We start from the raw sequence: 13,793 nt of genomic DNA, 5'->3' as shown, positions 1-13,793 counted from the left end.
CTTCAATACCTGAAGATGATGAAGAACTCTCTCTTCCTGAATTAGTCTATTGGGCTTCTTTGGGGGACCTAGATCAGGTAGAGCAATTACTTTTAGAAGGACAAGATCCTAATCAGACAGACGATGAAGGCTATAGTGCTTTGCAAGCAGCTGCTGAAAATGATCATTTAGAGATAGTTAAACTCTTGGTAGGAAAAGGTGCCCAAGTCACTTATAAAAGTGAATATACAGCATTAGAGCTTGCAGAAATGGCGGGTAATACTGATGTAGTGAAGTATTTAAAGAGTTTATAAAATTAAAAGACCTCTTCTTTCTTGATAAAAGAGGCCTTTCTACATTTAAGATAAATGATATTTCTGTAATTTCTCAACAATGGATTGAAGACCTTTTACTTCAAACTCATTAGCTTCGAATTTTTCATCTTTATTACGTTTAAAAATATCCCGAATCTCTATGACAGCGTTGGGATCAATGATACTTAAACTTGAGGTAACTTGACGTATCTGGCTAATAGAGCGAGAACCATTCGTTGAACCATAACCAATAAATGCAGCGGGTTTACCACTCCATTCTTTACCTACATAATCAAGAGCATTTTTTAAAGCTGGACTGTAACCATGATTGTATTCTGGACTGATAAAAATAAATGCATCTGCTTGTGCGATTTTGTCTGCCCAGTCTTGTTGTTTAGGTTGATCATAAATTCCGGTAGCGGGTGGATGGGATCCTGAAAATAGTGGTAAATTCCATTCTTTTAAATCGACTACTTCGGTTTGGAAATCACCTAGACCGAATGTTGGAATTGTTGATTCTACCCAATTAGCAATTTTAATAGCTGTGCGCCCTTCACGAACACTTCCTACAATAATATAGACCAGCATGTATTTTTCCCAAGGATTTTTATACTTATAACTTAATTCATTACATAGGTTGGGGAGAATATAGAATTTGTAAGGATTCTTATGTCACTAATAAAAATTGAATCATAAAAAAGCCCTCATTTAGAGGGCTTTTTTATTTACATTAGCTTAATGCCTTGTTGGCCTTCAGGAGTAACCTTGAATATTTCTACTTCAAAGGTAATGTTTTTCCCAGCTAAGGGATGATTAAAATCAATTTCTGTAATGTCATCATTAACTGATTTTACTACACCGAATAAGGTGGTTTTTGCCTTATCTTCAAACTCGATCATATGACCAGGAATAGGGCGTTGCTCAAACTTAACTGTATCGAAAGTTTGAACATTTTCTGGATTCCACGGACCAAAAGCATCTTCTGGTGGAAGGTGTACTGTACGGCGGTCACCTGCACGTAAACCGAATAATGATTTTTCGAAACCTGGTAAAAGGTTTCCGTCACCAATCGTCAGACTAACTGGCTCTTCACGGCTACGTGTATTGTCAATTTCTACGCCATTTTCGATAGATACAGAAAAGTGTAGGTCGACTTTAGAGCCTTCTTGAATACGAATTTCTTCGTTAGGTTGAATAATTTCGGTCATATTATGCATCCGAATTTTGGTTACGTTTCTTCTCAAGGAAGAATGTATCAATGAGTAGTAAAATCGTACCTAGAGTGATGGCACTATCTGCGATATTAAAAGCTGGAAAGTGATGATTTTGGTAAAAAACATGAATGAAATCGACTACATAACCTAGGGCAATACGGTCAATTAAATTGCCTAATGCTCCACCTAAAATTAAAGCGATGGCTACAGGTAGCACCACCATTTTTTTAGGCATACGCATTAACCAAAACACAAAAAGTACTGAAACTAAGCCCGCCAAAGATGTGAAGAAATAGCGTTGCCATCCTCCTGCATCAGATAAAAAGCTAAAAGCTGCACCATAGTTATGTAATAGTGTCCAGTTTAAAAATGGAAGTACGGGTACAGGATCTGCATAGTTTAGATGTGTACTCGCAATCCATTTTGTCCATTGATCCAATACAATAGCAAGGACGGAAAGTCCAAGCCAAATCAGATTGTGTGGATAAAACTGAAATAAGCCTTTTTTAGCTTGTGAATTAGGCATATTTTCTCACTTCGCCACGACCAGTGACGTTCACAATACAACGACCACATAAACCAGGATGATCGGCATGTGTATTTACATCTGGGAGGACGTGCCAGCAACGTGCACATTTTTCACCTTCAGCTGCAGATATTTGTACACGTAAGCCTTCCATTTCAGTTGCTTCACCTTGCTCAGCAAATGGATGTACTACTACTTGCGAAGTAATAAGAACAAAACGGAGTTCATCAGCCAGTTGGTTTAAAACCGCTTGTAATGATTCATTTGCCCAAAGTTCAACTTTGGCTGAAAGATTACTACCGACAAGTTTAGCGTTACGCGCTGCTTCAATCTGTTTATTTACTGCAGATTTTACGCTAATCAATGTTTGCCAATCTTCTTCAGAAAGCAAGTTTGCTTTTGATGAAACAGGCAAGTCATACCATTCTGAAGTAAATACATACTTTTCAGTTTGTTCTGGAATCAGTGGCCAAGCTTCTTGAGCGGTAAAGCTTAAGATTGGGCTCATCCAACGGATAAATGCTTGAACAATATGATAAAGCGCTGTTTGTGCAGAACGACGTGCCTGAGAATCCGCTTTAGTGGTGTATTGACGGTCTTTGATGATATCTAGGTAGAAACCACCTAAGTCATTAATACAGAAGCTTGTTAACGCACTACATACCACATGGAAGTTCATTTCTTCATAGGCAGTGATAATGGTTTGTTGTACTTCATTCGCACGTTGTAAAATGTATTGATCTAGCGCAATTAAGTCATCTACTGCTAAAGCATCTGTGCTTGGTTTGAAACCATTTAGGTTCGCAAGCAAGAAGCGTAGGGTATTACGAATACGACGATAGCTATCACTTACACGGTTGAAGATTTCTTTCGATGCTGCGATTTCATAGCGATAGTCGCTAGAAGCTACATATAGACGTAAACCATCGGCACCAAGCTGTTTGATGATTTCTTCAAGCGGGATATAGTTGCCTAAAGATTTCGATAACTTACGGCCATTTTCATCGACGGTAAAACCATGAGTTAACAAGGCTTTATATGGTGCACGATTGTGAATTGCCATAGACGTTAATAAAGAAGATTGGAACCAGCCACGGTGTTGGTCTGAACCTTCTAAATATAAATCGGCAGGGCTTTCTAATTCATCACGTTGCTCAAGTACAGCGTAATGCGTTGTACCAGAGTCGAACCATACATCGAGAGTATCGCGAACAGCATTATATTGTTCAGCATCTTCACCAATGAAATCTTTTGCTTCACGTTTGAACCATGCTTCGATACCTTCTTCTTCGATCAGTTGAGCAACTTCTTCGATGAGTTCAGGTGTGCGAGGGTGTAATTCGTTCGTATCTTTATGAACGAAGAATGGAATCGGAACCCCCCAAGTACGTTGACGTGAAATACACCAGTCCGGACGACCTTCGATCATTGATTCAATACGGTTTTTACCCCAGTTCGGTACAAACTCGATATCATTTTCAATCGCGTTAAGTGCACCGTCACGTAAACCTTTTTGATCCATGCTAATGAACCATTGTGGTGTAGCACGGAAAATAATTGGAGTTTTGTGGCGCCAGCAGTGTGGGTAGCTGTGCTTAATTGGCTGATGAGCCCATAGACGGCCTACCGCACCTAAAGCTTCGATAATCTTTGGATTGGCTTTATAGATGTGTTCACCAGCATAGATTGGAGCAGTTGGGAGATAAACACCGTTACCACCGACTGGGTTATCTACTTTTAGGTTGTATTGAAGACCTACTTTATAGTCATCTGCACCATGGCCAGGTGCTGTATGTACGGCACCTGTACCGCTTGTTGCGATAACGTGTTCACCTAAAATAACCGGAACTTGGCGATCAGTAAGTAAAGGGTGCTGTAAAGTAAGCTTTTCAAGAGCTGAACCAGTAAAATCTGCTAAAACAACTGGGTTTTCAAGTTTATAACGTTCGATTGCTGAAGCAACTAAGTCTTTAGCAAGAATGAAGTTTTGCTTACCGCGTTCAGTCGTCACTTGTACCAATTGATATTCAATTTCGGCATGCAACGCAACAGCTTGGTTAGCTGGCAATGTCCAAGGTGTAGTTGTCCAGATCACGATATCTGTTGGATCTTGAACATCTACATTTACACGAGCACTTAAGTCTTTTAAATCTACAACACCAAAACCGACATCAATTGCGTCAGATTTTTTATCTTCGTATTCAACTTCAGCTTCAGCAAGCGCAGAACCACAGTCCATACACCAGTTCACTGGCTTTAAGCCCGGCTGGATATGACCATTTTTTTGAATTAAACCTAAAGCACGAACGATATCAGCTTCTTGTTTATAGTTCATGGTGAGATAAGGATTATCCCAATCACCTAGAATACCTAGACGCTTAAAGTCAGTACGTTGTAAATCAATTTGTTTTAGCGCATATTCACGGCAAAGTTTACGGAAAGTCGCAGCGTCAACTTTTTCGCCTACTTTACCCACTTTTTCTTCGACTTTTAGTTCGATTGGTAAACCGTGACAGTCCCAACCCGGTACATAAGGTGCATCGAAACCTGACAAAGTACGACTTTTTACAATAACGTCTTTGAGTACTTTATTGACCGCATGGCCCAAGTGAATTGTACCGTTCGCATATGGAGGGCCATCATGCAAAATATATTTTTTCTTGCCAATACGCGATGCACGAATCTGCTGATAAATGTTGTCGGTATACCACTCTTCTAACCATTTCACTTCACGTACTGCCAAATTTGCTTTCATTGCAAATTGAGTATCCGGCAGGTTTAGCGTGGCTTTGTAGTCCACTGCATTCTCAGGAGTTTGCTTATCGCTCATGCAAGTTTTCTTCCAGTTTAATCAGCTTGGGAGCTGACATGTTTTACAATCAAAATTCGAATTAAAAAGGAAATTGTGTCGTGTCATTACGGTATTGTCGTAACTGTTGCACGTCATTATCAATTCCTGCCTTAAGTGCTTCAAGCGAAGGGTAGTTCAATTCACCATGAAGATAGTGAAGAAAAGTCACCCGCATAAATAAGCCATACAGATTAGCAGAAACATCAGGGAAATGTACTTCTAATCTCCATTCTGGATGTTCTTGCTGAATAGCTGGACGTGTACCGACATGACCTGCGCCATAGAGGCTATTTTCATGATATCCGGCAATTCCGGGTTTTTCGGGTGTATCTTGACGCACTTTTTCAGTGAGTGAGGTTGTTTCACAAATGACTTCAACACCATAAATGCCATTTAAACAAGGTTTATGGCGGTTGAGGCGAACGTTAATGGTTGGAAAATCTAGAGTTCTTCCAATCTGGTCGCCATATTGGACACGTCCAGTAATACTGTACGGACGGCCTAATAATTTAGCTGCTAAAGCGAGATTACCTACTTGAAGTACTTGGCGAATACGGGTTGAACTGACGCGCTCACCTTCAAGTTCAATGGTATGTAAATTTGTGACTTGGAAGCCATAATCTTTTAAAAATTCACTATTGCCTTGACGGTCCTTACCAAAATGGAAGTCATCCCCTAAAACTAAAGACTGCGCATTTAATTTGTCTTTTAATAAATCTGCAAACTCAGACGCACTCATGCTACGGAAATGCTGATCGAATTTAGCAACTGCAATGTAATCAACCCCAAGCTCAGCTAGATATTCGACTTTTTCCCGTAATGAGTTAATACGAGGAGGAGCATCGTAACCTTTAAAAAACTCAAGAGGTTGTGGCTCAAAAATCATGACCAGTGTTTTTAAGCCTTGTGCTGCAGCAATTTTTTTGAGTTGAGCAATCATCGCTTGGTGACCTAAATGGACACCATCAAAATTACCAATAGTCACCGCTGTTTGAGGTAACTGAAAATTGGGCGATAACGCATTAAGACGAAGCAGTTTCATGAACTTAAAATATGGCTATTTTTGCAAGGGCTATATATTGCCATAATCTCACAGATTCGTCTTGTTGTTGTGTTTTTACTCAGTTATTTTTCAAAATGAATTTCTCTATATTAATAATAATGATGAATTAAATAAAAATAAATCAATTTTTCTTATTAATGCTTTGCTCTACTATATCTTTATCCACTCTTTGATTAGAGAACTAAGATGAAAAAACCCTTTTACCAATTAAATCATAGCAAAGATGTTATACGACATTTTACCCCAAATTGGTTTACAGCAACTATGGGTACTGGCGTGGTTAGTATGATTTTGATTCAGCTGCCATTTGCTCAAACATTTTTATTCACGCTAGCAACTTTGTTATGGCAATTTAATATTGTTTTATTCAGCGTTTTTTCAGTTCTTTATTTATTGCGGTGGTTTCTTTTCCCTCATGAAGCTAAGCAAATTTTTAATCATCCCAATATGAGCTTGTTTTTAGGCGCTATCCCGATGGGGCTCGTTACAATACTAAATGGCTTTTTAAGTTTCGGTGTCGGGCTTTATGGTGAAGTGGCAATCCATATTGCCCAAGCTTTATGGTACATCGATGTCTTTTTAGCTCTAGTAATTGCGTGGATTGTACCGTTTTGCATGTTTAGCCGTCAGAACCATCAGTTACATACCATGACTGCAATCTGGCTTTTACCTGTGGTTGCCTGTGAAGTAGCAGCAAGTTCTGCGGGCATGTTAGTTGCGCATTTACCAGCAGATTTGCATAGCTTTCATTTATTAATGGCTGGCTACGTACTTTGGGGAATTTCTGTTTTACCCGCATTTGCTATTTTGACAATTTTAATGCTGCGTATGGCTTTGCATCAGTTGCCTGAAAAAGAAGTCGCCATTTCTAGCTGGCTCTCTTTAGGTCCGATTGGTACAGGTGCATTAGGTTTATTGTTGCTAGGAAAGCAGACACAAAGAGTGGCGCCAAATGTAGGATTTGAACAATTTGCTAATGTCTTTCAAGCTTTAGGAGTTGTAGGTAGTCTCGTGCTTTTAGGTTTTGGGTTATGGTGGCTTGGTCTTGCGATTTTAACAACGCTTCGTCACGCAAAGACTGGTATTCCATTTAACTTGGGCTGGTGGGGATTAACCTTTCCATTAGGTGTGTTTATTCTGGCTTTGTTTAACTTAGGACATCAGGTTGAAATTGTATTTTTACAATATGTTGCTGTGGCATTGAGTCTTTTATTATTGGTAATGTGGGGCGTGGTAATGAAGAAAACGCTAGTAGGCGCATATAGCGGCCAACTGTTCTTCTCTCCGTGTTTAATCGCTTTACAACAAAAAGTGCAGTAATGATGAAAAGGTGCAAAAAGCTTTTGCACCTGATTTATACTTATTTTCTAACTTATTTAATTTTGATTTGAGCTTTTTGAATGAACACTGATATTGCTTTAATTATGGCACTTCCTAATGAATCTAAAGGTTTGTTTGAGCAGGCAGGTGTTGAAGTCCATTACAGTGGTATTGGTAAGATTAATGCTGCCTTTAAAGCATTTGAGGTTATTCAGAAAACTGGCTGTAAAACTTTAATTAATCTTGGTACAGGTGGAAGCTCTGCATTTAATCGACATGATTTGGTCGAAATAAAAACTTTTGTGCAACGGGATATGGATGTTTCACCCTTAGGGTTTGAAGTCGGGGTAACACCTTTAGATGATCACTTGCCAGCTGAAATTCATCTTCAATCACATTTTGCTGATTTGCCAAAAGCAGTATGTGGAACTGGTGACTCATTTGAAACGGGTCAGCCAAAAGTAGCTTGTGATGTGGTTGATATGGAAGGCTATGCGTTAGCCAAAGTCTGCCATAAGTTAGGCGTGCGACTAATTTCGGTGAAGTATATTACTGATGGGGCAGATGACACTGCACATTTGGATTGGGAAGAAAATTTATTATTAGGTGCTCAAAAACTCTTGGCCCTTTATAAAAATCATTTCTAAAAAAAGATCGGCAAATTTGCCGATCTTTTTTTGGTTTTAACGAGGCAATACGCCGTAGAGCATCAGGTGGACTGTATGCTCAATTGAGCGTTGGAACATACTGCGGTTCCGCAATGTTTTTCCGGTCACCATTTCCATTTGAGTTGCAAAATCTGCATAGTTTTGCGTAAGTCCCCAAATATTTAAGATTAATAATTCAGGGTCGATATCTGGGGAAATCTTTCCTTCTTCTTGCCAAGTCTGAATGACTTTAGCTTTTCGTTTAAATAGTTTTTTTAATGGTCCTTTGAGAATAGGTAAAATATGCGGAGCACCTTGAATGATTTCTAATGCAAACAATCTAGATGCTTTCGGTTGGCTACGAGACAGTTCGATTTTTTGAATTAAATAATGAGATAAGGCTTCGGCTGGTTCTAATTCAGCTTCTAAAGTTTGTAAGGGGGCCAACCATTTTTGTAAAACGGTTGTGAGCACTTCTACATATAAAGACTCTTTATTTTCATAGTAATAGAAAATATTCGACTTATGCATGTCGGCGAGTTGGGCAATTTCATCCAAGCTTGCACCACTGAACCCATAGACTGAAAACACGTCAAGGGCGGCAGCAAGAAGCTGATTGCGCTTTTGGGTACTCTTTTTTTGTTCCATCTGCTGCATAATTAAAAAAATAATATTCCCATTGTAAGGGAAATTGTTTGATTTGTGCACAGGTGTCTTGCTTTTTTAATCAAAAAACAGCTAGTTATTTGCGTAATAGATATACTATTGTGCAAAAAATAGTGAGATCCCCTAGTTTATTGTTATTCTTAAAAATATTTTTTAAATTTCGCCCTAAAAAAGAGCAATAAAACAGCAGTTTTATTGCTCGAAAATTGGGCATTTTCGGTTAAACGGTTCTCATTACTCATTGCAACCTTAAGTTGCTAAAACTGCATCGAGAACTTGTTGCTCAAGTTGAGCAAAAGTAATGCTCTTTTTACGCGGGCGCGGCAAATTAACTTGGAAGCTTTGAGCGATCTGGCCCTTATCTAATAAGATAATACGGTCAGCCAATTGCACTGCTTCACTTACATCGTGTGTGACTAAAATGGCAGTGAAACCTTGTTCTTTCCACAGACGCTCAATCAAGCTTTGCATCTCAAGGCGAGTTAGAGCATCTAATGCACCTAACGGTTCATCTAGTAATAATATGCGCGGTGTATGCGACAGGGCACGTGCTAAGGCTGTACGCTGGCGTTGACCACCTGAGAGTTGTGAAGGCCATTGCCCAGATTTTTCTTTTAAACCGACTTTTTCTAATAATTCTTCAGCAAAAGCATGTTGCGATTTTGGTAGCCCAAGTTGAACATTTTGAAGAATATTTCTCCAAGGAAGTAAACGAGGATCTTGGAACATGACTCGAATATCATCGTTAGTAATGCCTTCACGCAAATGTCGGGCAGATTTAAATTTGATCTCCCCAAAACTAGCTTTTTCAAGTTGAGCAATTAAACGTAGTAACGTACTTTTGCCACAACCACTTCGACCAACAATTGCTAAAAACTCACCCGGCTGGATGTGTAGGTCAAGATCTTCAAGAACCTTTACCTCACCATAGAATTTATAAAGTTGCTCAATCAGAATCTCTGCGCCTAACGTAGCTTCTTGTGATTCTGTTGGCTCTTCAGGAATGAGCTGCACATCATTCTGATTAATATTTAAATTCAGATTTGTCATGTTCTAAGCTCCCTTATTTCTGATATCCAGAGTGCCAACGTAATAAATATCGTTCTAAAAGCTGTGCTAAAACATCTGCCAGTTTGCCTAGTAAAGCATAAAGAAGAATACCGACCAGAACGACATCTGTTTGTAAAAACTCACGTGCATTCATGGTCATATAACCAATACCTGCTTGAGCTGAAATGGTTTCAGCAACAATGAGCAATACCCAAACCAAACCTAAAGCAAAGCGTAAACCCACCAAAATGGAAGGCATTGCACCCGGAAGAATAATTTCTTTGTAAAGCTGCCAATGCGAGAGTCCGTAGCTTTTGCCCATCTCAATCAATTGAGTGTCAACTGACCGAATCCCATGATAGGTGTTGATATAAATCGGAAAGAAAACGCCTACTGCAACCAAGAATAATTTTGCTGTTTCATCAATACCAAACCACAAGATGACGAGTGGAATAAGTGCTAATGCTGGGATGTTACGAATCATCTGCAAGGTTGTATCGAGCAGGGTAGAGGCGAATCGTGAAGATCCGTTGAGTAGACCCAATAACAAACCTAAGCCGCCGCCAATCAACAATCCAAGCAAAGCGCGACCTGCACTGACCTTAACGTGATGCCATAATTCTCCGCTAACGAGTAAGTGCCAAAAAGCGGAAATGACTGCCGTGGGTGCCGGCAAAATACGGCTTTCTAAAAGACCCGAACTTGAGGCAATTTGCCAAATAACCAATAGAAGAATAGGGAAAATCCAAGGCAGCAACCGCTGCCCGATTTGCTTTGTTCCACGTGAAACAATACTTTCAGCTTTGCTCATGCAGGCTCCTTGACGGAACTATTTTGCTTCTTCTCGTCTGGAACATAGTTGTTGGCAATAATTTCACCGAATGGACCGGTCAAATTTGGCTGAGCAAGTTTAGCGCGAGTTTCAATTGGTAATAACGGGAATACTAACTCGGCAAAACGGATTGACTCTTCAAGGTGGGGGTAGCCTGAGAAAATGAAGGTATCAATACCAAGGTCTGCATATTCCTGAATACGAGCAGCAACCGTTTCAGGATCGCCTACAAGTGCTGTACCTGCACCACCACGGACTAAGCCAATACCCGCCCAAAGGTTTGGAGATACTTCTAGTTTGTCTCGGTTACCGCCGTGGAGAGCTGCCATACGCTGTTGGCCTACAGAGTCCATTTGTGCAAATTTTTTCTGTGCCGCAGCAATAGTTGCATCATCAAGATATTGGATAAGCTCGTTCGCTGCTGCCCAAGCTTGTTCGTTGGTTTCGCGAACAATTACATGTAAGCGAATGCCATAAGTTAATTTACGACCTTTAGCCTCAGCTTTAGCACGAACATGTTCGACTTTTTGTTTAACTGCTTCTGGTGGTTCACCCCAAGTGAGATAGGTATCCACTTGTTCAGCAGCTAAATCGACAGCGACGTCTGAAGAACCACCAAACCAAAGTGGTGGATAAGGCTTTTGAACAGGTGGGTAAAGCAGTTTTGCATCATCTACTTGTAAGCGTTCACCGTGGAATGTAAAAGCTTCACCCGTATGTGAGCGCGTCAAAATTTCACGCCAGATTTTTACATATTCATTGGCAGTTTGATAACGTGTTGAATGATCTTCATATAAACCATCACCGCGTAGTTCTGCTTCATCACCACCAGTCACTAAGTTGAGTAACACGCGACCATTCGATAAGCGGTCAAATGTTGCAGCCATACGAGCAGCCAAAGCTGGTGTTGTTACACCCGGACGTAATGCAACTAAAAACTTAAGGTGCTGAGTTGCATCAATTAGGCTAGCCGCCGTAATCCATGGATCTTCACATGAACGACCTGTTGGAATAAGTACACCTTCATAACCTAAATTATCTACTGCCACAGCAATTTGCTTCATATAGGCATGGTCAACCTGACGAGCGCCTTTACTTGTACCTAAATAGCGACTATCACCGTGGGTAGGAATAAACCAGAAAATTTTCATGTGCATTACCTATATCTATTGAAATTACTTGGCAGTCCAAACAGCTTGTTTAATGCTGATTGGTTTTGGAATGATGCCTTGTTGAGTAAAGATGTCTGCGAGTTGCTGCTGCTCAGCAATCACTTTGCTGTTCAGCGGAGCGGCTGATGAAGGACGAGGACGACGTTTAATAAATAAGTCACTGATCGCAGGCTTTAGTCCGGTGCTTTGACCAATGGCTGTTGCCGTTTCTGCTTGATGGCTTTGAACCCATTTGTCAGCTTGATTGATTTGTTTGATGAGTCCAGAAACAGCTTTCGGATGTTGTTTAACAAAGTCTGGAGCTGCTAAATAAAATGTATAGTTCGGGCTTAAGCCTTTACCTGATGCAAGAACACGAGCTTGATCTTCTAGTTGTGCTGAAGCGAAGTAAGGATCCCAAATTGCCCATGCATCTACAGCACCTTTTTGAAATGCTGCGCGAGCATCGGCAGGGGTAAGCCAGATTGGCGTAATGTCGCTCCAATTTAGGCCTGCTTTACGTACCGCTTGTACAAGTAAGTAATGTGAACTCGAGCCTTTTTGCAGCGCAATCCGTTTGCCTTTCAGGTCTTTAAGTTGTTTGAGCTGCGAGTTTTTAGGAGCTAAAATTGCCGATGCTAGCGGTTTAGCCGCTTCATAAGCAATGTAATATAAAGGCTTGCCAGCTGCTTGTGCGTAGACTGGAGGCGTGTCTCCAGTAACGCCTACATCAAGTGAACCGACAGCTAAAGCTTCTAAAATTTGTGGACCAGCAGGGAACTCGTTCCAAGTAACTTTGGCATTTGGAAATTCTTGTTCAAATAGCTTTTGCTGTTTGGCAATCGCAAAGTTAATCGAGCTTTTTTGAAAACCAATACGAAGTTCTTTCACAGTTGGGTCAATTGCCCAAGTTGGCGCTGAGATTGTTAAGCCTAATACAGTGACTGCACTGATGCGCTTAATTAATTGTGCCCACTGACTCTTATTAAATAATGACTGATGTTGCATATTGATATCCTTGTTCCCCTTGAGGTCAGGCACTGCATTTATAGGATTATTTAAGCTGTGCCCAAGCTGGGTTTATTTCAGTTTTAAAATGGCATCTTGAATGGTGAGCTTGTTAGGAATGAGCTTTTGCGTATAAAAGGCATCAGCTACTTGTTGTTGTTCTTGTGCCACCTTGTCAGATATTGGCTGAACTCCAAAACCCATACGTGAAATGGAAGTCTTCAATACATCAAACTCAAGTGCTGTCGGTTTTTCGAGTAGCTTGGCCGCTTCATCCTGATGTGAACTTACCCACTCAGTGGTCTTATTAAGTGTCTGTACAACAGTGTTAAGTACTTTCGGATTATTTTCTGCAAATTTACGGTCAGCTAAATAGAACTGATGATTACTCACCAAATTTTCACCTGTTGCTAAAACTCGTGCCTGAATTTGATGTTCAGCTGCAGCAAAGAACGGGTCCCAAATCACCCATGCATCTACTGCACCTTTTTCAAAGGCAGCACGAGCGTCTGATGGCGGTAAATAAACAGGTTGAATATCACTTAAGCTTAAGTTGTTGGCTTCTAAAACTTTTAATAATAAGTAATGAACATTCGAACCTTTATTAAGAGCAACACGTTTGCCTTTTAAATCTTTAATAGAGTGAATAGGAGAGTCTTTTTGTACCAATAGTGCTTCAGCTTTTGGCGCAGGAGGTTGGTTTGCGACATAAACTAAATTTGGATTAGCCGCTTGAGCAAAGATCGGTGGCGCTTCACCAGCTTCACCTAGTGAAACACTTCCTACGTTTAAACCTTCAAGCAATTGAGGTCCAGCAGGAAACTCCACCCATTTTACTTGCACGCTTTGTTCTTTTAATGCTTTTTCTAAGTCACCTCGAGCCTTTAAAATAGGAAGGATGCCATATTTTTGATAGCCAATATTTAAGGTTGTGGTGGCTTGTTCCTCTTTTTTGGCACAACCACTTAACATCATCACTCCTGCAAGGCTGGCCGCGATGACTGAATATTTTGCCCATGAAGTGGAGTTGAAAAGTGCCATGAGATTTCGTGCTCCCCGAGAGAGAAAAAGAAAAAATAATTGGATGAGCAGATACCCTAAAGGGATTTTTATTTCAGAAAAAATAAGTATTCGGTCTTTATTTATGCGAAAAAAAGCTAAACACAATAGGT

14 protein-coding genes are annotated in these 13,793 nt (G+C 40.2%); 3 read left to right on the top strand and 11 right to left on the bottom strand.

Going from position 1 to position 13,793, the window contains the following annotated elements:
- Positions 1-5: 5 nt before the first annotated feature.
- The gene (locus HUN22_RS10415) at positions 6-293 is read left to right on the top strand and encodes an ankyrin repeat domain-containing protein (protein WP_368074578.1); all 288 of its coding nucleotides are present in this window, start codon (positions 6-8) and stop codon (positions 291-293) included.
- A gap of 45 nt (positions 294-338) precedes the next feature.
- On the opposite strand, the gene HUN22_RS10410 is transcribed toward HUN22_RS10415, so the two are convergent.
- The 5 genes from HUN22_RS10410 to ribF form a co-directional block, all read right to left on the bottom strand.
- Entirely contained in the window at positions 339-881 is a 543-nt protein-coding gene (locus HUN22_RS10410; protein WP_174728859.1) for an NADPH-dependent FMN reductase, read from the bottom strand.
- 137 nt (positions 882-1,018) lie between these two features.
- Positions 1,019-1,501: an FKBP-type peptidyl-prolyl cis-trans isomerase gene (locus HUN22_RS10405; protein WP_174728856.1), complete on the bottom strand. Its 483-nt coding sequence runs from the start codon at positions 1,499-1,501 to the stop codon at positions 1,019-1,021.
- A gap of 1 nt (position 1,502) precedes the next feature.
- Positions 1,503-2,033, bottom strand: a complete 531-nt coding sequence (lspA, locus tag HUN22_RS10400; protein ID WP_174728853.1) for a signal peptidase II — start codon at positions 2,031-2,033, stop codon at positions 1,503-1,505.
- A complete protein-coding gene (gene ileS / locus HUN22_RS10395) occupies positions 2,026-4,863 on the bottom strand; it encodes an isoleucine--tRNA ligase (RefSeq protein WP_174728850.1) in 2,838 nt (945 codons plus the stop codon). The genes lspA and ileS overlap by 8 nt, the downstream gene beginning before the upstream one ends.
- A gap of 61 nt (positions 4,864-4,924) precedes the next feature.
- The gene (ribF, locus tag HUN22_RS10390) at positions 4,925-5,926 is read right to left on the bottom strand and encodes a bifunctional riboflavin kinase/FAD synthetase (protein WP_174728847.1); all 1,002 of its coding nucleotides are present in this window, start codon (positions 5,924-5,926) and stop codon (positions 4,925-4,927) included.
- Positions 5,927-6,133: 207 nt separating this feature from the next.
- Between ribF and HUN22_RS10385 the strand changes: the two genes are divergently transcribed.
- Both HUN22_RS10385 and HUN22_RS10380 read left to right on the top strand, forming a co-directional pair.
- On the top strand, positions 6,134-7,267 hold the full coding sequence (locus HUN22_RS10385; RefSeq protein WP_174728844.1) for a TDT family transporter: 1,134 nt from the start codon (positions 6,134-6,136) through the stop codon (positions 7,265-7,267).
- Positions 7,268-7,347: 80 nt separating this feature from the next.
- A complete protein-coding gene (locus tag HUN22_RS10380; protein WP_174728841.1) occupies positions 7,348-7,914 on the top strand; it encodes a 5'-methylthioadenosine/S-adenosylhomocysteine nucleosidase family protein in 567 nt (188 codons plus the stop codon).
- 36 nt (positions 7,915-7,950) lie between these two features.
- Here HUN22_RS10380 and HUN22_RS10375 read toward each other — a convergent pair whose 3' ends face one another.
- The 6 genes from HUN22_RS10375 to HUN22_RS10350 all read right to left on the bottom strand — a co-directional run bounded on the left by HUN22_RS10375 (position 7,951) and on the right by HUN22_RS10350 (position 13,662).
- Positions 7,951-8,571, bottom strand: coding sequence for a TetR/AcrR family transcriptional regulator (locus tag HUN22_RS10375; RefSeq protein WP_009387703.1), 621 nt, complete (start codon positions 8,569-8,571; stop codon positions 7,951-7,953).
- A 258-nt stretch (positions 8,572-8,829) separates the two neighbouring features.
- Positions 8,830-9,630, bottom strand: a complete 801-nt coding sequence (locus HUN22_RS10370; RefSeq protein WP_174728838.1) for an ABC transporter ATP-binding protein — start codon at positions 9,628-9,630, stop codon at positions 8,830-8,832.
- Between the two features lie 13 nt (positions 9,631-9,643).
- Positions 9,644-10,441, bottom strand: coding sequence for an aliphatic sulfonate ABC transporter permease SsuC (gene ssuC / locus HUN22_RS10365; protein WP_174728835.1), 798 nt, complete (start codon positions 10,439-10,441; stop codon positions 9,644-9,646).
- Entirely contained in the window at positions 10,438-11,613 is a 1,176-nt protein-coding gene (gene ssuD, locus HUN22_RS10360) for an FMNH2-dependent alkanesulfonate monooxygenase (protein WP_005308909.1), read from the bottom strand. Before ssuD ends, ssuC begins: the two co-directional genes overlap by 4 nt.
- Positions 11,614-11,637: 24 nt before the next feature.
- Positions 11,638-12,621, bottom strand: coding sequence for a sulfonate ABC transporter substrate-binding protein (locus tag HUN22_RS10355; RefSeq protein ID WP_174728832.1), 984 nt, complete (start codon positions 12,619-12,621; stop codon positions 11,638-11,640).
- 72 nt (positions 12,622-12,693) lie between these two features.
- On the bottom strand, positions 12,694-13,662 hold the full coding sequence (locus HUN22_RS10350; RefSeq protein ID WP_174728829.1) for a sulfonate ABC transporter substrate-binding protein: 969 nt from the start codon (positions 13,660-13,662) through the stop codon (positions 12,694-12,696).
- Between the last annotated feature and the right edge of the window lie 131 nt (positions 13,663-13,793).

Source organism: Acinetobacter lactucae (assembly GCF_013344765.1).
GTDB classification, from domain to species: domain Bacteria; phylum Pseudomonadota; class Gammaproteobacteria; order Pseudomonadales; family Moraxellaceae; genus Acinetobacter; species Acinetobacter lactucae_A.
The sequence above is the reverse complement of the archived record's forward strand: the minus strand, read 5'-3'. Positions and strand labels throughout refer to the sequence as shown.

Excerpts from the sequence above, each read along its gene's own strand:
- ribF (WP_174728847.1), bottom strand. The coding sequence starts at position 5,926 with ATGAAACTGCTTCGTCTTAATGCGTTATCGCCCAATTTTCAGTTACCT.
- ssuD (WP_005308909.1), bottom strand. The coding sequence starts at position 11,613 with ATGAAAATTTTCTGGTTTATTCCTACCCACGGTGATAGTCGCTATTTA.
- ileS (WP_174728850.1), bottom strand. The coding sequence starts at position 4,863 with ATGAGCGATAAGCAAACTCCTGAGAATGCAGTGGACTACAAAGCCACG.
- ssuC (WP_174728835.1), bottom strand. The coding sequence starts at position 10,441 with ATGAGCAAAGCTGAAAGTATTGTTTCACGTGGAACAAAGCAAATCGGG.
- HUN22_RS10405 (WP_174728856.1), bottom strand. The coding sequence starts at position 1,501 with ATGACCGAAATTATTCAACCTAACGAAGAAATTCGTATTCAAGAAGGC.
- HUN22_RS10380 (WP_174728841.1), top strand. The coding sequence starts at position 7,348 with ATGAACACTGATATTGCTTTAATTATGGCACTTCCTAATGAATCTAAA.
- HUN22_RS10375 (WP_009387703.1), bottom strand. The coding sequence starts at position 8,571 with ATGCAGCAGATGGAACAAAAAAAGAGTACCCAAAAGCGCAATCAGCTT.
- HUN22_RS10385 (WP_174728844.1), top strand. The coding sequence starts at position 6,134 with ATGAAAAAACCCTTTTACCAATTAAATCATAGCAAAGATGTTATACGA.
- HUN22_RS10355 (WP_174728832.1), bottom strand. The coding sequence starts at position 12,621 with ATGCAACATCAGTCATTATTTAATAAGAGTCAGTGGGCACAATTAATT.
- HUN22_RS10410 (WP_174728859.1), bottom strand. The coding sequence starts at position 881 with ATGCTGGTCTATATTATTGTAGGAAGTGTTCGTGAAGGGCGCACAGCT.
- HUN22_RS10350 (WP_174728829.1), bottom strand. The coding sequence starts at position 13,662 with ATGGCACTTTTCAACTCCACTTCATGGGCAAAATATTCAGTCATCGCG.
- lspA (WP_174728853.1), bottom strand. The coding sequence starts at position 2,033 with ATGCCTAATTCACAAGCTAAAAAAGGCTTATTTCAGTTTTATCCACAC.
- HUN22_RS10370 (WP_174728838.1), bottom strand. The coding sequence starts at position 9,630 with ATGACAAATCTGAATTTAAATATTAATCAGAATGATGTGCAGCTCATT.